The organism is Levilactobacillus fujinensis (assembly GCF_003946335.1).
GTDB classification, from domain to species: domain Bacteria; phylum Bacillota; class Bacilli; order Lactobacillales; family Lactobacillaceae; genus Levilactobacillus; species Levilactobacillus fujinensis.
Window position 1 is genome coordinate 25,456 of the sequence record NZ_RHNX01000016.1, and the last position, 23,896, is coordinate 49,351.

General features: G+C 49.2%; 20 protein-coding genes. 4 read left to right on the plus strand and 16 right to left on the minus strand.

The features are described from left to right. Positions 1-334: 334 nt before the first annotated feature. A complete protein-coding gene (locus EKM89_RS07355) occupies positions 335-1,570 on the plus strand; it encodes an ArgE/DapE family deacylase (RefSeq protein WP_125687164.1) in 1,236 nt (411 codons plus the stop codon). Positions 1,571-1,979: 409 nt separating this feature from the next. Here the strand turns inward: EKM89_RS07355 and EKM89_RS07360 are convergent, their stop codons facing one another. The 15 genes from EKM89_RS07360 to EKM89_RS07430 form a co-directional block, all read right to left on the minus strand. Next, on the minus strand, positions 1,980-4,139 hold the full coding sequence (locus tag EKM89_RS07360; protein WP_125687166.1) for a WxL domain-containing protein: 2,160 nt from the start codon (positions 4,137-4,139) through the stop codon (positions 1,980-1,982). A 371-nt stretch (positions 4,140-4,510) separates the two neighbouring features. After that, positions 4,511-6,637, minus strand: coding sequence for a WxL domain-containing protein (locus EKM89_RS07365; RefSeq protein ID WP_125687168.1), 2,127 nt, complete (start codon positions 6,635-6,637; stop codon positions 4,511-4,513). Between the two features lie 159 nt (positions 6,638-6,796). Beyond that, complete coding sequence (locus EKM89_RS07370) at positions 6,797-7,828, minus strand: DUF916 and DUF3324 domain-containing protein (RefSeq protein WP_125687170.1); 1,032 nt, start codon at positions 7,826-7,828, stop codon at positions 6,797-6,799. Positions 7,829-7,910: 82 nt separating this feature from the next. Further along, positions 7,911-8,564 (minus strand): WxL domain-containing protein, encoded by a 654-nt coding sequence (locus EKM89_RS07375; protein ID WP_125687172.1) that lies wholly within the window; start codon positions 8,562-8,564, stop codon positions 7,911-7,913. A 237-nt stretch (positions 8,565-8,801) separates the two neighbouring features. Further along, complete coding sequence (locus tag EKM89_RS07380) at positions 8,802-9,464, minus strand: hypothetical protein (RefSeq protein ID WP_125687174.1); 663 nt, start codon at positions 9,462-9,464, stop codon at positions 8,802-8,804. Between the two features lie 602 nt (positions 9,465-10,066). Beyond that, complete coding sequence (locus EKM89_RS07385; RefSeq protein WP_125687176.1) at positions 10,067-11,431, minus strand: amino acid permease; 1,365 nt, start codon at positions 11,429-11,431, stop codon at positions 10,067-10,069. A 466-nt stretch (positions 11,432-11,897) separates the two neighbouring features. Next, on the minus strand, positions 11,898-12,416 hold the full coding sequence (locus EKM89_RS07390) for a GNAT family N-acetyltransferase (protein WP_125687178.1): 519 nt from the start codon (positions 12,414-12,416) through the stop codon (positions 11,898-11,900). A gap of 18 nt (positions 12,417-12,434) precedes the next feature. Further along, entirely contained in the window at positions 12,435-12,881 is a 447-nt protein-coding gene (locus EKM89_RS07395) for a flavodoxin domain-containing protein (protein WP_125687180.1), read from the minus strand. Positions 12,882-13,066: 185 nt separating this feature from the next. Further along, positions 13,067-14,266: an enoyl-[acyl-carrier-protein] reductase FabV gene (gene fabV, locus EKM89_RS07400; protein WP_125687182.1), complete on the minus strand. Its 1,200-nt coding sequence runs from the start codon at positions 14,264-14,266 to the stop codon at positions 13,067-13,069. Between the two features lie 342 nt (positions 14,267-14,608). Further along, positions 14,609-14,941 carry a type II toxin-antitoxin system RelE/ParE family toxin gene (locus EKM89_RS07405; protein WP_125687184.1) on the minus strand — a complete coding sequence of 111 codons (333 nt, stop codon included), beginning with the start codon at positions 14,939-14,941 and terminating at the stop codon, positions 14,609-14,611. Continuing rightward, positions 14,934-15,233, minus strand: coding sequence for a type II toxin-antitoxin system RelB/DinJ family antitoxin (locus EKM89_RS07410; RefSeq protein WP_164510538.1), 300 nt, complete (start codon positions 15,231-15,233; stop codon positions 14,934-14,936). Before EKM89_RS07410 ends, EKM89_RS07405 begins: the two co-directional genes overlap by 8 nt. Positions 15,234-15,672: 439 nt before the next feature. Next, a complete protein-coding gene (locus tag EKM89_RS07415; protein WP_125687188.1) occupies positions 15,673-16,668 on the minus strand; it encodes a tRNA dihydrouridine synthase in 996 nt (331 codons plus the stop codon). A gap of 139 nt (positions 16,669-16,807) precedes the next feature. After that, positions 16,808-17,773, minus strand: coding sequence for a DUF4097 family beta strand repeat-containing protein (locus tag EKM89_RS07420; RefSeq protein WP_125687190.1), 966 nt, complete (start codon positions 17,771-17,773; stop codon positions 16,808-16,810). Next, complete coding sequence (locus EKM89_RS07425) at positions 17,770-18,402, minus strand: DUF1700 domain-containing protein (RefSeq protein WP_125687192.1); 633 nt, start codon at positions 18,400-18,402, stop codon at positions 17,770-17,772. The genes EKM89_RS07420 and EKM89_RS07425 overlap by 4 nt, the downstream gene beginning before the upstream one ends. After that, positions 18,395-18,712 (minus strand): PadR family transcriptional regulator, encoded by a 318-nt coding sequence (locus tag EKM89_RS07430; protein WP_125687194.1) that lies wholly within the window; start codon positions 18,710-18,712, stop codon positions 18,395-18,397. The genes EKM89_RS07425 and EKM89_RS07430 overlap by 8 nt, the downstream gene beginning before the upstream one ends. A 258-nt stretch (positions 18,713-18,970) precedes the next feature. Here EKM89_RS07430 and EKM89_RS07435 point away from each other — a divergent pair, with 258 nt between their 5' ends. The 3 genes from EKM89_RS07435 to EKM89_RS07445 all read left to right on the plus strand — a co-directional run bounded on the left by EKM89_RS07435 (position 18,971) and on the right by EKM89_RS07445 (position 21,699). Then, positions 18,971-19,525 carry a cysteine hydrolase family protein gene (locus EKM89_RS07435; protein WP_125687196.1) on the plus strand — a complete coding sequence of 185 codons (555 nt, stop codon included), beginning with the start codon at positions 18,971-18,973 and terminating at the stop codon, positions 19,523-19,525. Positions 19,526-19,727: 202 nt separating this feature from the next. Next, a complete protein-coding gene (locus EKM89_RS07440; protein WP_125687198.1) occupies positions 19,728-20,645 on the plus strand; it encodes a C39 family peptidase in 918 nt (305 codons plus the stop codon). A 40-nt stretch (positions 20,646-20,685) separates the two neighbouring features. After that, complete coding sequence (locus EKM89_RS07445) at positions 20,686-21,699, plus strand: DUF5776 domain-containing protein (RefSeq protein WP_382333511.1); 1,014 nt, start codon at positions 20,686-20,688, stop codon at positions 21,697-21,699. Positions 21,700-22,552: 853 nt separating this feature from the next. Here the strand turns inward: EKM89_RS07445 and EKM89_RS07450 are convergent. Beyond that, a complete protein-coding gene (locus tag EKM89_RS07450) occupies positions 22,553-23,887 on the minus strand; it encodes a glycoside hydrolase family 30 protein (protein ID WP_125687202.1) in 1,335 nt (444 codons plus the stop codon). Between the last annotated feature and the right edge of the window lie 9 nt (positions 23,888-23,896).

Genomic DNA, 23,896 nt, shown 5'->3' on the forward strand with positions numbered 1-23,896 from the left:
CGAGCACTAAAGCGGTCGCCTCTGGTTGTCAGAAATTATCCGCTGTTGTAGAGGGGGTTGTGGGCACGCCTCCAGCCAAAGAACGGGCTTCCGACGTCCATGACCACCTATGGCAACGGACCGCAACGAGGCCTTCACTAGCAAGGGGGCTTCCGAATTAGTTTCCCGCCAATACCAAATTCAGAACTAACATCGTAATTTCTCCCACCCAAACGCACCAGCATTCTTGACCAGCCCCACAAAAAGTGCTGTAATCAAGTTGATAACAAACGATTACTTTGCTTAACTAGTCACAGTATCGGAGTTTACATTTAAAATTAAGGTGGGACTTAACATGGACGAAGTGGTACAAGCACTGAGTGACATTGTCAAATTAAACACAGTTAATGGGAACGAAAAATTAGTTGCCGACTATCTGGCCGATCTTTTTAAGCAACACGGCATTGACAGCACTGCCGTTGAATACGCCCCCAACCGGGTCAGCCTCGTTGCCGAAATTGGTGACGGCAACGGTCCCGTCGTTGGTTTCGACGGCCACTCAGATGTTGTGGCTCTGGGTGACGCCGCCAAATGGCAGGTCGACGCCCTCTCCGCAACGGTCGTGGATGGTAATATGATTGGTCGGGGCACATCTGATATGAAGTCCGGTTTGATGGCCGGTGCACTCGCCATGATTCATTTGAAGGACCAAAATGTGCCACTACACGGTACGTTGCGTTTCATGGCCACGGTCGGTGAAGAATATGGCCAGTATGGCGCCCAACAGTTGGGCAAAAAGGGCTACGCCGACGACCTCGACACACTAATTGTCGGCGAGCCAAGTGGGGTCCACAAGCAACTATTACTGCAAAAGCAGATTCAATACATGCTACAAAGCGACGAAGCTGGGGCTAAAAAGCTCTTTGACGCTAATCAAACTAACGAACAACACTTCATTGAATTGGCACACAAGGGTTCCCTGACGTACACGATTCACTCCAAGGGGATTGCTGCCCACAGTTCCATGCCAGAAATTGGCAAGAACGCCATCACACCATTGATGCGCTTCTATCAAAAGGAAGAGGACTACTTTGCGTCCATCAAGGACTACCGCAACCCCGTCCTTGGACCAGTTACGCCAGTCGTGACCATGATCAAAGGCGGCGAACAGATCAACACGGTGCCAGCCAGTGCCGACCTCTCCGTCAAGATTCGGACCATCCCCGAGCTACCAAACGCCGACATCACAGCCGCTATCAAGCAGATCATTGCTGATTTAAACGCGGATGGCGCTGACTTAACCATGGACATTCTCAGTGACTTACGGCCCATGCACACCATGGACAACGCCCCATTGGTTAAGGCTGCCAAGGAAATCGGCCAAGTCGAGCTCCAACAAGCCTTGCCCCTAATTGGTGTTCCTGGTGGCACCGACGCTTCTTCATTCCTAGCATTTAATCCAGACATCGACGTCATTGTCTTCGGCCCCGGTAACATCACGGCGCACCAAGTCAACGAATACGTCGACCTCGACATGTACCACCGGTTCATCACAATTTATGAAAAATTAATCACTAACCTGTTGAAGTAGTCACGGTATTCTTTTCCGTTCGCCTTCAACTCACGCTTCACAAATAGGCGTTGCAAGGGACTTGCTCCCGTTGCAACGCCTATTTGTTTTCTCCTAAAGATTACACACTGCGACTGCTGAACAGCGCCGGAGGAGGATAGGGATGTCCCTAGCCGCGTCGACGATGTTAGTCGGCGCTTTTCCCGGCTTACCTCGTGAGACGCCCTGGAAGACGCCTGGACTTGGCGGCTTTCAGGCGTCCTTGGGCTGCAGGCGTTCCCACAGCAACCGGAATTCCTGGCATCCGGCGTGCGGCCAGTGCCACTAGTTTGGCGATGGCAAGCCCTACCGTTACAAGCACAATGTGCAGATCTTGACTTGCAACCTTTAGTTTTGTTCTGAAGGCCGGATGAGCTTATTTCAGACGTGCCTATTTACCCACGTATCCTGGTGCATCCATTAGCCCCCACGTGATGGTCCCTTGGTACTCGCCAACCGTCGCCCCACCACCAAGTGCCAGTAGGAGCCCTTTGTCCGCATCCCAGCTATTGGCGACATCGAAGGGTTGATTGTCGGCCGTTTTTCGCGTGAGCACCGGTGTCGCTTCTTGACCAATGGGAATTCGCTGATAGCGATCGGCGTAAACCAGTTGACCGGCCAGTACCTGTCCCGTAGCCGTCTTAAACGGCCCAGACTGTGCAGTCAGTGTCCAATGTTCATTCGTCCCCCGCGTATCCTGAATACGCAATTGCCAGTTTCCCGCTCGGCGCACGTCTTGGGGCTGACCCGTTAACGTGGTCGACTGAAACTTTTCTTGTTGTGAGACCTCAACAAATTTTAGTTCACCCACGACCGTAATCAATACCTCTACGGGTTCCGATGCATCCCCCATGTTTGTGATTGCCTTTAACAGCAATCGATTTGTTCCGGGTTCAAGCTGATTGGCCATGATTGGCAAGGCAAACTTACCTTGCGGATTAACCGCAATCGACCGCAACACTTGATTGTTTAATCGCGGTTCCACCCGTTTTCCTGCTAGAATAGTCGCGTCTCCCGTCGTCCGTACTTCTCCCTCAATCGTCGTATTTTCTTTTGAATTCAATTTGAGCGGGTTATCACTCGTCACTTTTAACCGTAATCCCACGTTAGGGTTAATAATGAATTTAGGTGTATCCGCGCTGTTGACCAATCCTGACGACGTAAACATACTGGTCGCCGGGTCAACGGTTCTTGTCGCGGCGACCGTCGCAGCTTGTCCCAAAATACTAATCGTCGCTTTACTCTTTTCCTGACTAAGTTCACTCTTCAAGGGCAAAGAAAGCTGCCCATCCGTAAACTTATCCAGGGAAACCTGCTCTTTGTGACCATTGCTGGTCGTTATAGACACCTCTTCCACGTTAATATCCGTTGGAATCTTCAGGTTAGCTACTATGTCTGACCAAGGTTGGCGTCCGGAGCGGTAGGTCAAATCGTAATCGAGTCGTAAACGACTTCCACTTAGTACCTGCCCACCAGGGTTGACCGGTCGCTGACGATTCAGATCCGTTAGAGACGTTTGAATATCAGCATCGATCATTCCCGGAATATTTTCAAAAATAACCATGTGCTTTTCATACAAACTCCCCGTTGCTGCGGTGAGTCCCCAACGAATCTTCTTCGTACCGTCAGGATCAACAATTTTATGATCCAGTGCTATCGTCTGACTCATCCCTGTCCGACGGGTATTCGTCTGTGGATCACGATCATCAATCGTGTAAATCAACGTCCCATTCTTCTCATAATTGATTGTGACGTGATGCCATTGCCCATTAGCTAAGAAGTTGGGCTTATTGACGTTATGGATGACCCCCCGATGCACCATGTTGTAGAAGTAAGCTCGCCGCTGGCCTCCCAGCAGGCCGTGCCAGAACCCATTATCGATCACGTTTTGCGGATAGGTTCTCGCCTCCCCCGGATAGTTTGACGCCACGTGAACCACTGGATATCCACTATCAAATGCCAAAGATTTTCCTGGCGCATCATCCCCAGACACACCGTTATAGTTGGTGTCAAATTCTAACGCCCAACTCCGCTGTATGGCTGTGGCCGCAATTCCCTGAGATGTTTCCTGCTTCGGGTCATCATCCACTCCCCAGACGCCCAGTGTTTCGCCGGGAATCGGATTTCGCCGACTAGATGGCATAGCCCCCACACCATGGCCATCATTTTGCAGAACGAAAGCCATGCCATCACCAGAATCCGTATCCCGGTCACCCAAATACAGCCACATTGAGAAGGTCTGGTCTTGATCAAGCCGCAAGTAGCCCGTATCGGTCGACCAAATCGAGCCAAATTGATTAGACCCATTCGTTAACATCGCCACCTGAGTTCCTGGCGTTTCCGGGTTATCGGCATCCACGATGTTAGCCGAACTTTTATTGGTCGTTTCGACGGTTACGAATGGATTCGTCTTGTCTAGGATAATTCCCTGAGGTGCCGAAGCCAGCGCGTCGTAATAATCATCGGCAGCGTGACCCACGCACCAACTTCCCAAGCCAAAACTAACTGCGATGAAGCTCAATCCCACCCGTAACCATCGACTGAATCCCATTATTATTCCCCCGTTATTTTTTACATATTTTGCGTCTCAACATTTCTGTACTGGTCAGCAAGCTTTCTAAAATTGTCGCCGCTAGCTCTGTGGCAGTACTCGCAACTGACTGACTAACCACTATCATGGATGACCTTGGCGACGTCATAGACTATATCTCACAACCATAAGCGTTCCAGTCAACCACCTAGTTTACAAGTTGCGGTTTTAACCAAAAAAATGTCCAGCCCGCTGTGAGGATAACCTCGCGGTAGACTGAACACTTGTTAACGCTGCATCCAGTTTGAATTTTTGGTCGCTGGGATGACCCAACCGACCGTGACTCTTCTTTAATGTAGCGATGAAGCCATTGCAAACGATTTTCCTCGCGATTAACTCGGCGCATCGCTAAGCGTCCAGGTAATCGTTCCCGAATAGTTACCGACTGCTGAACCGTTATTGACCGCCAACAACATGCCGGTCTTCGCTGTCCAACTTCCGGCCACGTCGAAGCGACCGTCATTTTCACTATCGTCCGTAACGTGCGTTAGAACCGGCGTAGGGGTCGCCTCAATTGGAATTGACCCGTGCGTGGTTACGTAGACCGGCTGCCCGGCCAACTGCTGCCCGTCACTAGTGGTAAACGGCGTTGCTTGCGCGTTTAACGTCCAGCGAGAACCCGTTCCCCGAGTATCCTGAACAACCAACTGCCAGTCGCCGGAACGACCAACACGTTGACTGTTACCGGTCAGAGTACTGATTTGAAAGCTCTCCTCGCTAGAAACCGTGTCAAATTTCAGCTCGCCGGTCACCGTGATCATCACGGTAACCGTTTTGGAAGTGTCACCATCGGCCGAAGTTGCGGTCAACTTGAGCAGGTTTGTTCCCGACTGTAGCTGGCTGGCAGTCAAGGGCAGAGCAAATGTGCCATCCCTTTGCGGGGTTACCTTTGGAAGCGTAGTCCCATTAAGTTCTGCGGTGACGCTGAGTGCTGGCGGCACGTTGGCACTGGTGAATCCACCAATTTTTCCGGCGACCGTTGTTTGCCACTTATCCGTTAAAACTAATGGATTGGCACTAGTCACGGCTAAATCAAGGTTAACGTGGGGGGTCACAGTAAAAGTTGGTGTCTCCGCCGTACCAACAAACGCATTGGACGCGAAGATACTGGTTGTCGCAGCGACGTGCTTCAGCGAATCCACCGCAACCGCACGTCCCGTCAAGCTTAACGTGGCATGTGAATCTGTCGCACTCAGCGGATCTTTCAGGTAAGCTGTCACCTTATCATTCGTGAGATCCTGAGTTGAGATGCGTGTCGTGGTTCCGTTGGCGTACGTAATCGTGGCATACTTATCATAAGCAATATCCGTAGGTAATCGTAAGCGGCCCGTGATGCCTGACCAGGATTGCCGACCAGCTTGATAGTCCAACTGATAGTTTAGCCGAACACGATCTTGACTCAGCACATCGTCGTCGTTATCGACGTTTTTATCCTGTGTAAGATCCGTCAAACTGGCCGTAGTACTGGCACTAACCAGTCCTGGTGCACTTTCTAAGACGACCAGATTGTTTTCATAACGATTATCCGTGGCTCCAGTAAATCCCCAAAGTGCCCGACCGGTATGGTTCGGATCAACCTTGTTCAAGTCGATTCGAACCGTCCGGCTGACACCCGGTGTACTTTCTTCAGTTACAGGATTCTTATCGTTAAATGTGTACGTCATGGTGCTTGCCCTGGCGTTCCAGCTCAACGTTAAGTGGTGCCACGACCCATTGGCCAAGAAATTGGATTGGGTCGCTTCACTGATTAGACCGTTATGTCGCACCCGAAAAGTCGCTGCACTTGGATCAGAACTGAAGGTTGTGTCCTTGACGCGCGCGTAGCTTTCCGCGTCGCCCGGATAGTTCGAGGCAATGTGAACGGGCGGCTGTCCCACGTCAAACGCATTGGCTTGACCACCGGCACCATCGTTGAAGTTTGTGTCAAACTCCAGTGCCCAGCTATTTTGAATCGCCGTTGCGGCAATGCCGGCAGCCGTATCCTGCAACGGGTCCGCAGTCACACCCCAAACACCCAACGTCTCAGCGCTGATACCGTCACTCCCCCAAGCAGGCATCGCAAGCGTTCTTTGAGAATCATTTTGCAATACGAAGGCCATACCATTGTCCGCCGCAGTGCCCTGATTTCCAAAGTACAGCCACATCGACATCGTTTCGTTTTTCGTTAAATCAAAGTCGTTTTCGTTTGTGGACCAAATTGATCCAAACTGATTTGGTGCATTCGTCACCACTGCAGCCTGTGTCCCCGGAGCTTCAGGATTATCCGTATCCACAACGGTAGCAGAGCTCTTACTAGCCGGTGCCACCGCTAAGATGGCAGTCGTCTTGTGACGTAAAATTCCCTGGGGCGCGGTCGCTAAGGCGTGTGAATAATCATCGTCTGCGTGGGCCGTGACCCCAACACTACCACAGGCCACGGCTAGTAGAATCAAGCTAGCGTCCAACCATCGTCTGAACATGGGTCATCCCTCCCCAGTTACACGACTTCAATGCTCTTACTTTAAGTCCGTGACAAACACCACAGTGATCAGTGCCGCCAGTCGACTACACTAAGTTATGAGAGACAATCTTGATTTTTCCCACAGCATCACATAATCGGTCGCAGCGATATGTCACCACTAATCCTCATCGTCATTGTGTCGGTTCCGGTAAAGCAGGTAAACAATGATGGCAATCAGAACGGCAATTAAGAGGCCTAACGCCGCATACAACCAGTAATTTGGTTGTTTAGCAGGTGCCAAGACCGTCTTGTTTAGCCGCTTGACGGTCTGGTCAGCAATCGTAAAGTTACGGGTAAACTGCCAGGTCTGAGATCCCGCCTTGGCTGACAAATACAGCGTGTAATGACCAGCCGGAAGCGTCTGGTTCCCCCACGGAATGCCAAAGTTGAAGTTACTGTTTGGTGCCATGCCCATATTGGCTTGCTGTTGCCGGATCAGGGTTTTGGTCGTATCAAACTTGGTGACTCTGGCATTGACCGTTAAATGCTGCATGATGCCTGGCTGTGGATTTTGCAGGTTAGCCGTCACAAAATTGCGTCGGTTGATCTGTGTCGCCTGGACTTGATGTAATCGCATATCAGGTAACACGGTCTGTTTATTCTCTTGCAGTCGCAAGCCAATGGCGTAGGCGAAGGCATTTTGAATCATGATTTTCGCGGTCGCACGTTTGGCTGTCGCGGGAACCTGTTCCACGTACACCCCACCTAAAATAATCCCCGGTAACTTTTTGGCGGGCATCGTGTAGGTAAACGTCACCCGTTTCTGGGTATTCGCCGCCACGGTTACTTTTTGATCAGACCCTTTAGCGAAGATGTTTTTCGTCCCCACCTTTAATGACGAATCCAACTTGGGCTTCACCTGACTGTAGTCGATCACCCCGTTATCGTTCGTCACGGATTGATTGATGCTCACGACGTACTTTTGTTGTCGATTGCTCGTATTGGTAATGACGATCGCCAATTGCTGCGTCTGACGTGGCTTCACGCGCAGGGAAAAATAATTCACCTGTTTGTCATCCTGATTACTTGGTAGCACAGCTCTGACTGTGTACCCCACGCTATCCGCTTGAGCCGTTGGTAATTGCCAACCCACCAACCCGACTAAGGCTAGACTTAATGCGAGTAAAAGTTGCCATCCTCGTTTCATCATTGTCATCCCCTATCAACCGCCAGAAAAACCGGTGTCATCGAAATGGCACCGTCAACACTATTTCACACTTCAGAACTCACTATTACTGTGGCGTGTCACTTAACTGCCAGGTCAGCGTGGACGTATACGTCCCACCAACTTGCCCAGCGGGAACTGTCAAATTGATGTTGCCCAAACTATATTCAGAGTTCCAGACTCCCAGACCGCCCTTAGCAGCGGCGGCCAGAACAATCTGTGACGTCCCGTTGCCATTCAACGGCGAATTAGTTCCCACGGGTGCCGTAGATGGGTTACCGGTGTTGGCCGCTGCAACTTCCGGCGTGCCTAAAGTTAACTGAGCACCACCTAACGTGTCTCCCGCCGCATTCGTAAATGGTGTGTTCTTTAACTGAACGTTCCAACCACTGGCTAAGCCAGGATTGGAAACCTCAACGGAATTATCGGCAGTCATTGCTGTATAACTGCCATTAGTCTTGCCGTTAGGAGTAACGTTCTTACCAAAACCAATGTTTGGCGCCGAATCCAGCGAAATCGTCGCGTTAGGGTCCGTATCGAATTCAGCAGACGTTGTCGTTGTCTGTGTCGTCGTGGATGAACTCGTGCTACTAGTCGTGCTAGCGCTAGTACTACTTGTATCCGTAGTGGCTGCATAGACTGGTGCAGCAGCTGTTAGGCCGGTCCCAAGGCTTAAAACGGCCAGGGCACTAAACAGCGTGATTTTTAACTTACGAGTCATTTTTACTCACTCCTCTAATCAAATATCGTGATTACCAGCATTAGAGTAAACGAGGAACCTTGGTAATGGCTAAGCCCCCCGCTAGCTTACAACCTGAATTGTTCCATGCCAGCCACATTGTTCGCTGGCTATCTGACCGAATTAATCTTTTAGTGTCCATACGCTTGATTCAATGAAGATGATAACCGCTATAAACTAAAAAGGCCAGCTTTTCGCCAGCCTTTCGTACCTAGACCTTTAGTGGTGAAAGTCGCTCACCGTTAAGCCTAACAATTCATTTAACCACTGATGTGTCGCATCATCGGCGCTTGGTGAAACTTTAAAACCAAGCGGTAAAAACAACGAACCAACTGCGTTCCACTGGACTTGTCCCCCCACAAAGAAGCTGTGGGTCAACTGTTCACGCTGTTTCGGCGTAACGGGTGTTGCCATAACGGTTAGTAAATTGACGGCTAGTTGATCGGCCACTAACCCGGCATATGCCGTGGCCGTCAGGGGCTTCACGATTTGGCGGGGAACTGATAAGGGGACAACCTGTCCTTCACGCAATAATAACCGTTGCCAGTTCATAATTTGACCAAGGAGTACGCCGTAAAATTGCCAAGGCACCTGGTTGCCAATTCTTTTGAACGTCGTCGCCGTAATAGCAGCTATGTCCCACTGAACCTGCTGTTCACCTTGCGCCAATGCCGTTTGCAACCATTCGCTAAAGAAGCGTTGAACCGTGGCGTCGACTAACGGCGGTAGCTTACTGCCCTGAACCAGATGGTAACGACCGAGTAAAAAGTCCTCAACTTGGTCCCAGTCGATGGTGCGGTTGGCCTGCTGCTGCTTCCGCCGTTTAAGTTGCCGTAGTTGCTTTAAGCGACTTGATTTTCCGTAATTTCCTGGACGACTCATTGGTTCGTCCCCCATTTCTAGATTTATTTTCACTTTTCAATGCAAGGCACGCGCGAGATTTTCGCACTGTAGCCGGTAAGGCGATGGTTGAACAACGTTGCCTAATTTTAGTCTCCGTATCGTTACAATAACAGTCATGATTGGCATTTCAGACCTTTCAACCTTCAGTTTATCAGCCTTAATGCTTGCCAGCCAATCGCCTTTTGTCCCACTCTTTATTCCAATATACGCTACAAAAAGCGAATCCTCAATTCACGACACGCCATTGCGAACAGACATTACCTGGCCGTACCGATCAAAATGAATTCGGCACCTAAACACTGATTCAGTCCGGATTTCACTGCCAAATCGATTAAAAAATAGCATCATGGGTAACTCAAATGACAAGAATTTTTGTCTTCACCTAACCGCCAGAACGTGTTCCATCCACACCAACTTAAGCGCACCGATTCACTGTTGGTATAAGCTAGACAATTTAGCAGTCAGCCTCGTCCGTCTCTAGTTGTCATTTTACCCCACCAAAAAGGGCCCGCAGATGCTTTCCACGGGGCCCTTTATTTGCGATTAGTCCCTGACAAAATCAGTTATGCAGGGCCAACACTTTATTTTTCTGCCGTTTCACGGGCGTGATATTTTCTGAAGTAAATGAGCGTCATGATTATCAGAAAGACGACGCCAACTAAAATGGAGATTCGCGTTTCGGGATTCAAGAACATAAAGATCAATGTGATCGTTAGAAACACCAGTGTAATGTAGTTGGACCACGGTGCGAATGGCATCTTGAAGGGGTGTTTTGCCATGTGCTGCGGATTTTGCTTACGAAATTCGATTTCACTGATTAGAATCACGAACCAGGGCACCATCCCTGGCAAGACACTTGAGCTATAAACCATGACGAAGATCTGACTGGCATCCTTGAAGTACATCGGCAAGACCACGTTCAAGACGACCCCGATACCAATACCGATGGAAATCGCGATGACCGAGTAGAACGGAACCCCGTGCCGGTTGAGCAGCGTCACCTTTTTCGGCAACTGGCTCTTCTCGGCCAAGGTGTACGCCATCCGACTGGCACTGTAGATTCCAGAGTTTGATCCGGAAAGGGCGGCCGTGATAACCACGAAGTTAATGATGGAAGCCGCGGCGGTAATCCCGATTTTAGCAAACGTCTGCACGAACGGCGAACCAATCTGGTTGAGTTGATTCCACGGGTAAATGGAGACAATCACGAAAATGGCTCCCACGTAGAAAATCAAGATTCGGGCGACCGTCGAACGAATCGCCGTGACCAGCGTATGCTGTGGGTTCTCGGCTTCACCAGCCGTGACCCCGATCAACTCAATGCCTTGATACGACGCGAGCACAATGGCCAACGCGTAGATAAATCCTTTGGCACCACCAGTAAAGAACCCACCGTGCGTCCAAAGGTTACTGATGCCGACCGCGTTCCCGTGATTCCCAAATCCAAAGAGAATCACACCCAACCCGGCAATGATCATCAAGACAATTGTGACCACTTTGATCAGGGCAAACCAGAATTCGAGTTCCCCAAACATTTTAACTGAAATCAGATTGGCCACACACAGAAAGGTGATGGCAACCAGCCCCGGTATCCAGTCCGGCAGATTGGGCCACCAGAAACGGAAGTAGCCGCCTAACGCAATCATTTCACTCATCCCGACCACGATGAACTGGAAAATATTACTCCAGGCTGTCAAGTAACCAAAAACGGGATGCATGTATTCGGAAGCAAAGGTTGCAAATGACCCGGTCGTGGGGTGCACGTAAAGCATCTCCCCGAGGGCCCGCATAATTAAGTAGAGGAAAATTCCAGAAATGATGTACGCGATAAGGACGGACGGCCCCGTCCACTTGATTGTGGAACCAGACCCCATAAATAATCCAACGCCAATCGTACCGCCCAACGCAATCATTTGCATTTGGCGTGCGCTTAGTTTTCTTTGCAATCTAATTCCTTCTTTCTATTCTATGTGAATATATTTTTAAAATGTCGGTGGCCGAACGACTAGGACGACGCCAAATCGTACAGCCCATAAATTAAAACTTTATGAGAACAAGTTTATCTGGTTCTGCGCCGTAACGCAATCTTTTTTTGTTTAGACCACTGACCAATTGTTCACCTTAACTAGTTTCCAACCGGACAGCTAAGGGTTGAAAGTCCCGCCTGTAACCTCGGTGTTTTCGAGGCACCAAGTTGGGGTCGTCCCCCGCCAACCCATATTTTGGCGATTGGAGAGGCGAGACCCCACCTGTGCTCGCAAATTTCAAATCAGCTAACTTGATCAGTCCATGCCTATAAACGATAAAACTTGCTTTTAATTATGCAGCAGTTTCCCGTTTTATTCAAACTGACCCGGGCAGCAAAAAGGCCGCTACCAGCGCTACGCCGGCAACGGTCATTGGTCAATTTTTTTAGACTAACTTTTCATATACAAAACAAACGTCAGCGGGGTGATAAACACCGACTAAATCGCCGACCTTTTGGAAACCGAATTTCTCAATTAGGTGTTGCATCTTCTTATTGTCCCGGTGCGTGTCGATACGGATGCTGTCGGCATCGGGATGGTTTTCTGCGATGTAATCGAACAGGTCACGGAACAGTTGTGACGCGTAGCCCTTCCCCTGATGATGGGAGAAGATGGCGACCCGGTGGACCGTCACATACTTGTCGCTCGTTGAGAGCCATTCACCGTCCATCGTGTCGTACGCATGATCCGGTGATTCAATAATCGCGGCCACACCTAATGTTTCGTGATCATCACTATTATAAATAACGGCCCGACCGTCTTCGATGTCACCCTTGATGACGTTGCGATTCGGGTACTCATTTTGCCATTGGTCGATACCAGCGTCGGCCAGTTGTTGTTTGCCATCTTCAATGATGTCACAAACTAAGTCTAATTCTTCGATTTTTGCTTTACGTAAATACATGTCGTGGTCACCTCATTATTAAATTCCGAAACTTTTTAATACCCGTTGCGCTAATTGATCGATGCGTTGGTAATCGTCATCGTCCGGATCCTGATCAATTTTGACCGAATCGGCAACCTGTTCACCATTACTGGAATTTAACTGGATGGTCAAATAATCGACTGCGCGACCAAAATGCAGGTGCTGCTTAGAACTGGACCCCAACACCGCAAACTTGGTCCGCTCCAGGTCAACTTCCTTCAGGTCAGCAAAGAAATCTTGCGCTTCATCGGGTAACTCACCGTCGTGATAGGTGTAGCACGCAATAATCACGGCGTCAACACTGGGCAGGGCAACTGCATCGGCTTGCGAAATCTCGGTAATCACCGTTTGTGCCCGAGCTGCCAACTGCGCCTGCAAGTGGCCAGCAATGGCTTGATTGCGACCAGTATGACTGGCATAAATAATCTGAATTGATGGGATCATAAGTTAAATTTCTCCTCGATACAAAATAGCCGGGACACGAATGGCGGCACCGGCCAATAGTAAACTGGTAAGTATTATAGACTATTTTTCAGAAATTCCCTAGCAATTCACATCACTTATTTTCGGGCCCATGAGAGATCGTGGTGGGTGTAAACGATGCCATTGCACCACTCACTGGAATTCCACTAGAATGCCAAGTCAGCAAACTTTTCTACGTCAAATTCATTGGTCACACCGGGAACAGCAAACCCACTTAGTTGACGAAATTCACGTCGAAATTGTTGATACCCTGGAAGATCCACCGTGAAATTAACCGGTGTTATCTGCGGCAATAGCGTGGCCACCTGCTCCTGAACGGCTGGTGAGAGTTCCATGGCATCTGGACGCAATCGCCCTAGCGTATCGACCTCACGTCGACTCCCGTAAACCATGTCGCGGAATAGCCGATCCTGCTGATCAATGGCGCGTTCATGGGTGCCCAGCGCCTGTTCAACCTGATATAACGCCGTGCAGTAGCGTGAAAAACCTGGAATTACGACGGACGCTTTCGTTGTGACGGACCGGTTGACACTGATCAAAGCCTCGCCGCCACTAGGCACCAATTGCTTTTGCAGCTGCCGTGCACTGGCCTCTGCTGCACGTTTGGCCCGCCCCAAGGTACCATCGTGATAAATGGGCGCCATGGCTGCGGGACCTTCATAGGAAAAAAGAAGCGTTTTACAGTTCGGTGCCAACACGCCAGCGGCCTGTAAGGACTGCACCCACAGCTCCCAATCTTCACCACCCATCACGTGTTCGGTAGCCGTAATCTCGCTTGGCGTGGCCGCTTCAGTTGTCGTAGTCAGCAACTGATTGTGCGCCAAGTCTACTGTAAAATCAGTGACCGACTTGCCAATAGGCTTAATGACGGACCGCCAGATTTCATTTGGGTCAAATGGATTCACCCTTTTCGGGGCCGCAATCGAATAAACCAAGAGATCAATCGGCCCATCTAACTCGGATTGGATATAATGGATAACGTCTCGCTTCGTGGCGGGCAAAAAGGCATTGGCATTAAAGTTCTTGGCGACGAGTCCAGCAGCTTCGGCGGCCTGCTTGAAGAAGACCTGATTCCACCAGCCAGCAGCACCTAAGAAATTATCCTGGGGTGGGCGCGCGTAGCCCACCGAAACGGTCGCAGCACCTTGCCCAAAAGCAGCGGTCACGCGACTGGCTAAGCCGTAACTGGCGGACCCACCCAGAATTAGAGCACGCTTCGCACCCGTATATTGACCCTTCTCTCGCACGACCGCGATCTGAGACTGCATCATCCGCTGTAGCCCTTGCGGATTGACCGACCGCGCCACGTTCCCCTCAATCTTTTCTGTTAGCGTCACTTGCCCCATGACGTTCCCACCCTTCCTGTTCCTTATAAGATACCACTTTCCTTAGGCGGTCCAAGCAGATTTGCTCATTGAAATATTAATAACTAGGTCGGCTGAACTCGCCTTACGACTGCTCGAGGCGCTGCCACTACCCCCGTCCTCCTACGGCATGGGTTGTATGCCTAACATTCACCAAATTTTACTAGCTCACTACAATCATTATTTGCCACAGCATTGCAAAAGCTCACGCAGCGTGGCTTCTGTCATTCCTATTGTGATTTCTAATTATTAAAATCGAATGTAGATGTTCTAATTATTAATAACAAAAACTTCATTTAAAAAAGTGCCGCCACCGTCTAAAAATCAGACGCCTAGCAGCACTTTAACTTGAATTTTACTGTTTAGAATGTCATTACAAGATGTCATATGCCCACCTGTGTCAAGCAAAAGTAAGACGAGTTCGTCATCATGAATAATTTGGTATAGGAGCAACCAACTCTTATCTAAATGAATTTCGTTGATTCCCACAAGATTGCCTGTCAGCATGTGCCAGTCAAATTGATGCACGAGTGTTTCATGATCTTCCGCTAAAATCGTATTAACAGCCGTTTTTAGCCGTTTCATATCATAGTGCTTTTTGGCTAATTTCTTGTAAGCACGATCGAAGCGGGCAGTAGTAAGTGAACGTTTAATCATTTACTGAATCATCTAGTTTTTGTAGATGTGAAAAAAGCTCATCAGCATTATTGAATTTCGTAACACGGCCAGCCTTGACATCAGCTAGTGCTTCATTGAGTTCTGACACAGCACTGCTGGCGGTCGGCTTAAATGGCAAACCGCTTTCTTTGACTAATTGAGCTATGAAAATATTGACCAAGTTAGGTAAGTCCGTGCCCATTTCCTTTGCAATCGCATCGGCGTCTTGTTTACGTTGATGATTCACTCGAATTGTCAAGCGATCTTTAGCTTGCTGATTTGGATTGATCACAAATATCCCTCCATTCATTTTGTCGCTTTATTGATGACATTTAAACATCTCCCAGACATTCCTTTCAGTAAAATCACTTTAAATGCTACGCGTAGCCTTGTTCTAACTGGAATCATTTGCTGTAGCTAAAAGTCATTGATTATTTTGCTTTATACGTTACAATTTGCGAACATTTTTTGCTATTTCAAGTTGTACCGATAAAAGGTTCACTGTAAGAAGATATCCCAGGCCTAATGATATAATTGAGAGACTGCCTAATATTATTACTGTCGACATTGCTTTTTCCCAGCGCCATCAATAAACAATCCCATCGAAAATGATCTTATTACCTTTATCTTACTGATAACATTCGATAAAGGTAATAAGATCATTTTGATAATTTGCTTGGAATTTTTTTAGGCGAATTTCATTTTAGAAGCCTTAAATTTTCACGCTAACCCTAATCCGTAAATTCCGATTCCGCTAACAGCTTACGGACCTCATCCGTCGTGTGTGTCTCCATCATTGCATTACGGAGACTAGCAGCGTTGCGCTGGTTGCGAACGTAAATTTTGAAGAATCGTTTCAATGAAGGGAAACGCGACGTGTCGAAACGCTTCTCGAAGTCATCGTACAGATCGAGCTGATAGTTCAGCAGTCCCAACAATTCCTTGATATTATGTTCCCTCGGTTCTTTTTCAAAGGCAAATGGACTGGTGAAGATGCCGCGCCCAATCATGATGCCATCGACACCCGGATGGTCCTTGGCCAGCTGCACGCCTTGCTGGTAGTTCTCAATATCACCGTTCAATTGTAGCAGCGTATTCGGCGCAATTTCATCTCGCAGCTTGACGATCTCATCGATCAACTCAAAGTGAGCAGGCACGCGACTCATTTCCTTTTTGGTCCGCAGATGAATCGTCAGTAACGAAATGTCCTGTTGAAACAGGAAGGTCAGCCAGTCGCGCCATTCATCCAATCGACTGTACCCCAACCGTGTCTTGACACTCACCGGTAGGCCAGCCGTCTTGGCACTGGCGATAACTTCAGCGGCACTGTCGAAGTTACGAATGAGGTCGCTTCCCCCATGGTTTTTAATGACCGTGGCATCCGGGCACCCCATGTTCAAATCGATGGCTTCGTAGCCGAGGTCCTTGACGACCACCGCAGCCCGTGCAAAAGCATCGCCATCATTGCCCCAGAGTTGGGCAACTGGCATGTGAGCCTCTTCAGGCGCCACGTAGAGCCGCCCCTGAACGGTAAATTTAGCCTTGGGATGGGTCACACTGATGGCGTTCGTGAATTCGGTGAAAAAGACATCGGGGGCTGCAGCACGGGCCACGACCCGCCGAAAAATAGCGTTGGTGACGGCTTCCATGGGGGCCAAACTAAAGAATGGTCGGTTTTCGGTCTTCGCATGATCCGCAATGTTTTGCCAGTAAGCTGAGTCAGACACGATAAAATCTCCTTGATCTCGTTAAATTTGATGTTTAATCCGGTTTTAAGCAGTTCCTACATTCTACCACGTTTCGCAGCCGAAACCAGCAAAAAAGAGTTGCCCCCAACGGACAGCTCCTTTATATAGGTGACGCAACCTAATCTGTGCTGACGGTAATATCGCCATCGGCAGTCGTCAATTTATATTGCGCCTTCGCATCTTGATGTCGCCAATAACCGCTGGGACGCGATTTCCCCATGACTTTAATGTCATCCATGTCCGCATCCTTACCGATTGCTTTGACGCCGGCCGATTTAGCGATGTGTGCGGATATATCCCCCTCATCGGTGTAAGCGGTCAATGTCTTGGCCAATCGATTATTTTGTAAATGAATATCCCCATTAGATGAGCTGACGTGACCGCCGCCGAGCTTCGTTTCTGAGACGCGCACGTCACCATTCTCCGAGACCATCTGATTATTATTGGCGGTCAAGTGACTATCACTGACCCCAATGTCCCCATTTTCGGCATCAATGCTAAGTTGCTTGGCCTTGACACTATCCACCCAGACGTCGCCGTTGCTAGACTTGACACTTAGCTGATTATCGACACGTACGTTCATGAGACTGATGTCCTTGCTGCCGGCAATGGTCATGCGTTTTGCCTGCAGATTACGCAGTGAAAGTGCATGGCTCCCCCTTTTTACCGTAATATCAGTTAGCTTCTTATCCCGCGGCACGGTCACTAGCACACCGCCACTGGTATAGCCGCTATCACCCATGGAAAAACCCATATCGCTCAAATGAGTCGTGGCACTACCCCCTTCAATCGTGAGGGTTCCCTTCGCTACCGTTGCGGTCGGATGCCCCTTGATATTGTCCAAATAGCTCACGGTCACGCGGTTACTATTACCAGCCTTGATGGTGACTGGGGTCTTAGAGTCGACCACGATTCGTTGATAAGCACCGGGTCGATGACTCTGCTGTACCCTACGAATCACCCGAAATCCCCGCGGGTTATTGGACCACAGCACGCTCTTATTCCCGTGATTCCACCACCCGATGCCCATTAATAATAGCCCCAAGATAACTAAAATAATTGAAATTTTCGTACTCCGCTTCATAGTTTGTGCCCCCGTTCTGCGCGACTCCGTGGAATAAAGCGATCATAGATTTTCTTCGCCGTCCACGACAATGCCCAGATGACCTTACTCCCGAACCATTTCACGATCAGCCAGCAAAGCCAGCTGCCCCCCAACGCCGCTAACCCCATGCCCAAGTAGAAGATTCCGGTCCAAGGTGCTTGGAAAAGAGTCGTCACCCCAACGACAACACCGACGATTCCCACGGCGATAACGCTGAGAAAGACCGCAAAGGCCGCGACAATTAAACTAAAAATTACCGCTGCAAAGGCAATAAACAAAGCACCGATCACCAGTAAAATCGGAATCGTCACCGGCGTCGATAATAAGGCCAAAATAATCAGCCAAACCGTCTTCACATTATTCTTGGTCGCTTGTATGTCCGACCGTGATTTGGTGGACTGGCTCTCCTGACTGCTCGAGCGAATCGAATAGTCGGCCAATACCTTTCTCGCTAATGACCGTGGCGTCCCCAGTTCGTCGACGGCTTGTTCGTATGTCTCAATGCCCGCGTCCAGTAAGTACTCCCGGTAATACGCGATGACATCCTGTTGTTCGGCCGTCGTCAGCTGCCCCAGTAGCTTTTGCACGGTCTGAATGTAATCATTCATCTACGTTCCCTCCCAATAACTTGGTAATTGCTTGATTAAAGTCAGCCCACTCGCTTTGAATCTCCGTGAGTCGCTCACGACCACTGTCCGTCAGCCGGTAATAACGCCGGTTGCGTCCCTGAAACGGTTCGTCGTAAGTTTCTAGCCAACCATTTTTCTTTAGCCGCCGCAACACCGGGTAGAGGGTCGATTCTGAAATGGGAATCACCTGCCGCACCGCCTGTGTCAACGTGTACCCGTAATGGTCGCCCTGGGTGAGTAACCCCAAGACACTGCCGTCCAACAACTCCGTTGGAACCTGAATGGCCATTTTACTTGCCTCCCCGCTATACTATATGGCATATAATATCAATTCACCAATAATATACCGTGCAAAAGACTATCTGTCAACTTAATTTGGTCGCAAACTTTATAAATCGTGAAAATAGACCGCTGGCTGACCGTAGCAGGATTCGTCGATTCCTTATTAATAGACCCGCATCAAATATTAAAACCGTTATCACCACAGTCATTGACATTCAGTCATTGCCCCTGCATACTGGAAAAAATCTCTTGAGGAGGTCATCGTATGGCAACGAACCAAGCCTTATTGATTATCGATTACACGAACGATTTTGTTGCGGATAAGGGGGCTTTAACTTGTGGTGAACCGGGCCAAGTCCTCGCACCAGCCATCGTCAGCTTAGCGAACGATGTGCACCAGTCGGGGGGCTGGGTCCTCCTCCCAACGGACGTCCACACGCCCCATGACCCTTACCATCCAGAAAGTAAGTTGTTCCCACCCCACAACGTTCGGGGAAGCTGGGGCCGTGAACTCTATGGTCCGGTCAAGACCTGGTATGCTGACCACGCCGCCAACGACAACGTCTGGCAATTCGATAAGACCCGCTACAGTTCTTTTGCCGGTACCGACCTTGACCTCCGACTACGTGAACGCCACGTGGACACCCTCCATTTAGTTGGCGTCTGTACGGATATTTGTGTCCTCCATACCGCAGTGGACGCGTACAACTTGGGCTACCACCTGATTATCCACGAGAACGCGGTCGCAAGCTTTGATCCGGCGGGTCACGCTTGGGCGTTGAGCCATTTTAAGACTGCTTTGGGTGCAGAAGTCATCTAATTCATTCTCCTTCAACCTAAAAACGGCATCGTTGCTACAATCAGTGTCTTGTTTAACCTGACCTGGTCGTTGTAATGACACCGTTTTTTTGTACTGCCGGCCCCCATTGCGAAGAGCCCTACCGCGCGATATAATTAAGCACATAACCAGTGATTAGTCGCTTTATATTTAGACGGACATAAGAGAAGGATGGGCACTATTTATGAAAAGATTTATCGGCGTTCTGGCCCTAAGTTTGGGACTATTGGGGGGCGGTGTGCTGAACGCACAAGCTGCTAAAACGACCGCTTCGTCCGCGTCATCGACGACAACTAGCAGCTCGTCATCAACCGAAAACGCGACCAGTGAGAGCACGACGAAACCCGTAACGGTGAAGTATCGGCCGGTGCTGAGTACGAAAAAGGTCACCTACTACACGAAGGTCGGCCTCAACCTGACCCACAACTACAAGGTCTACAAGACCGGTGGTGCCAAGTCCTCGGCGCAGAACATGAAACCGATTGCGACCGGCCGGCAGTACGCTAATCTGAAGGTTCACATCACCCGCGAACAGAAAATGGTAGATGGGACTTGGCTAAAATTTACATATAATCACACCCAGACCGGCTGGATTCACCGCAACGGCACAGTGAAAAGCTATCGTTATTTGAACGTTCCCTTAATTGCGCAACGGCCACAGTTACCGACTGGTTGTGAGATTACCGCAACCGCAATGATGTTGAAATACGCCGGCGCTAACGTGACGAAGATGACGCTGGCAAAGGAAATGCCGCGTAGCTCTAATCCTAACAAGGGATTTGTGGGTAGTCCCTACTCTGAATCTGGCTGGTGGGTCTACCCTAAGGGCTTGCTGGGTGTCGTGAGAAGTCACGTCGGTACGGCTAAGGATATGACGGGGGCCTCATTTGCCACGCTAAAAAGCCAGATTGATCAGGGCCACCCGGTCGTTATCTGGGTCGCGGGTGTTGATGGCTTCGTCAACCACGCCATTACGATGTCGGGCTACAGCACAACACGTGTGTATTACAATGATCCTTGGACCAAGAAAAAGACCAGTATGACGCAGGTTAGTCTGAACACACATCGGAGTCATGATGGCTATCGGGCGTTAAGTTACTAGAAAAGGGGAGACTATTTTGAAGAAACAGTGGTTAACAGGATTGCTAGTCGTCTTAGGCTTAGGCGGACTGGGCATTACGGTACCTGCACAAGCGGCCAGCAGCTACTACACGACTAATCCCGGAATTATTCGCGTTAAGAAAACGGTGGCGTATTATCAGGACGCGGCAAAGACCAAGCACGTATCCACAGTAAAGGCTGGTCACTACGCTAAAATTTCCAAGATCGTCACGGAAAAGGGGCACGCCCCCGTCTTAAAGACGAACACTGGAAAGTATGTCACTGCCAACAAAGCCTTTGTTGCCAAGACTAGTGGTTACCAAAATCCCAAGGCCTACTATCAAGTCAATTACACGCAGATCAAGCCTTATGGTAAGGTCGGTTATACGGTCAAGCGGAACTACGAGGGAATTAAGACTTGGAAGATCATGAAGCGTTTGGGGACTGCCAATGGCTACAACAAGTATAACCAGGCAACTTATAATGCCGTACGGAACTTCCAGAAGAATCATCACCTCAAAGTCACGGGAAACGTTGATGGGAAAACGTGGGTTAAGCTTGGCTTCTCCAAGTCAAGTTGGACTAGTATCGATGCTTACGTTGCCCCACTTGGCGCACATGCTTGGAACGGCCGTGCGGAACACATCAACGCCATGATCAAACAGGCTTACCAGTATAAGGGCAACCCCTATTTGGTGGGTTCTTCATCCAATCCAATTTACGGTACGGATTGCTCAGGCTTAGTGATGCAGGCACTCTACGCCGGTGGCATTAATCCAGCGCCAATTAGTTCCATTCACCACGCCTACCCCGGAAACGAATGGAATTCACGGAATCTGTGGGCAAGTAACAAGTTCAAACACGTGGCTTACAGCAACCGGCAACGTGGCGACCTGGTCTTCTACTATCAACCAGGCACGCACGTTATCTGGCACGTGGCCATTTATCTCGGTGGGAACAAGGTCATCGAAAGTTGGCCACCACGGATTATGGTGCAATCCATCAAGAATGGCCAACGCTCAGACGTGGCCGGAATTGCACGGGTATTTAACTAAATTCAGCAAGCAATTAAGCGGTCACTCCAATTGTAGGGTGGCCGTTTTTGTTGATCACTTGGATTCCTATCGTCAGGTGCACATGGTAAAGTCAGCGTACTGTTTAGCTGGATTTTCTTGTAAGTAACTAAAGTTGAAAGTCCCAAAACACCCATTATGACTGTTGTCACAACGATATTGGATCTAAAATTAGGCAACGTTGTCCAACCATCGCCTTACCGGCCGGCAGATATGGGCTGGATCGGTGCGAACACAACTTGAAGCCTCGAAGGGACCGAGTCTCCAAGCTTGGTTTTCTACTAAGCCAGCAGGGAAACCACCTGCCGACTAAGTAGAACGACGCGCCTGAGCCCATATCTGCCGACCTCTCGGCTGACGTAGTTGTTCTGAGGAAACATGGATCATGCCGTTTGAAACGCTATTGAATTATGCTTAAACTTTAGCAGCCACTTGGGATTCAGTGATTGGAATTGACCTGCACAATCAAAGCCGGAGGAGGCCAGGGATGCAGCTAGCCGTGTCAACGATGTTAGTCGGCGCTTTTTCCAGTTTACATCGTGGGACGACCTGGGAGACGCCTGATCTTGGCGGCTTTCAGGCGAGCCGGAAGCCCGTCCTTTGGCTGAAGGCGTTCCCCACAGCAAGCGGAATCCCTGGCAGCCGGAGTGCGGCTATTTTCACTAACTTAGCCGTGATAATTCTTACTGTCACAAGAGTAACGCAAACATTTTAGCTTTCAACCTCAGTAAGTAATTAAAATATTTGACGCCATTTTACGGAGTTAGAAAAGATCAATGTAAAATAGGAAAACCGGCATCGCAAAAAATTGCGATGCCGGTTTTTATTTACCTTATTAATCAATCACGAACGTATTAAATGAATTTGGTGCCAAAGTCGCTTCAACGCTCTTTGACGCGTCCTCTGGATCGGCAAATGTAAATGATAAGGTGCGTTCCAAAGCATTTTGAACGACCACTACCAATTGCCCATCTGGGTTACGGAAGGCCTTCCCCATCGAGTTAAAGTGACCCGTCGTTTCTAAGACTTGGGCGCCCGGCTTAACATAGTGGGCGTAGTGGCGCATAACGTAGTATTCTGGGTTACGCGTTACCGCTTGGGTCTTGGAATCAATGGAGAACATCGAATTCTGGTGCCAGCCCCAAGTACTAATGGAATCACCTAAAATGATGTTCCAGTATGTGTAAGCCGTAGCGCCAGCCGTGAAGTAATGGTTGACCAGGTGGAAAATGTATTCGGCGTATGACCAACTATTTTCACCATAGCCACATTCAGATTCGGTCTGAACTAACTCAATTTCTGGCCACGAACTGTGGGTTCGTTCAATGGCATTCTTGCCAGCCCACTGATACCCAATACCTTTGATGTACTTCCGCGCGTCATCATCGAATAGAATGTTGTCAACGTAACGGTTGTAGTTGTCCAGCTTGATACCAGAAGCGTTGAACGACATGTCTTCAGGACCATTCAATGTTCCCAAGAAGATTTCAGTAGTAATGCCTTCCTTTTCAAAGGTTGGTCCCAGGTAGTCGCGAATGAAGACCTTCAAGTCATCACTGTCCCACAGACAAGATGGAAACTTTTGATCCGCGAAGACTTCATTTTGTGGGCAAACCCGTTCAATGTGAATGCCTTGCTTTTCGTAAGCCCGAATGTACTTTACAAAGTAATTGGCGTAAGCTTGCAGGTTTTCTGGCGTCATCACAATTCGACCAAAGTTATAGACCTTCGGGAACTTCATCCAGGTCGGTGGCGTCCACGGGCTGGCGAACAGCTGTAGGTTTGGTTGATACTTTTTAGCATTATTGATGTACGGAATCAGTGTTTGCTTGTCATGATCAACGGAGAAATTCTTTAAATCGTAATCCCCATCGGTTTCATCATAGCTATACCACGTTTCAGCGAAGTCATTAGCGCCGATCGGTGTTCGGTTAAACGTGAAGTTCAGTTCTTCCGGTGAGAACAAGTCTTTGTAGATCTCCTGTTGCTTATCGTCGGCTAACTTGCTTAATGGCAGGTACCCCAGTTCGTTAAAGCACCCCCCAAAACCACGTAGCTTTTGTAGCCCCTTCCCCGTCAATTGTAAATCCGAGGAAGCTGTCACGTTAGCGGCAGTTGGCGTTTTCTCTTGTAAATAATTATCTGGTGTACTTTCAATCCAGGTGGTCATTATTTTTTC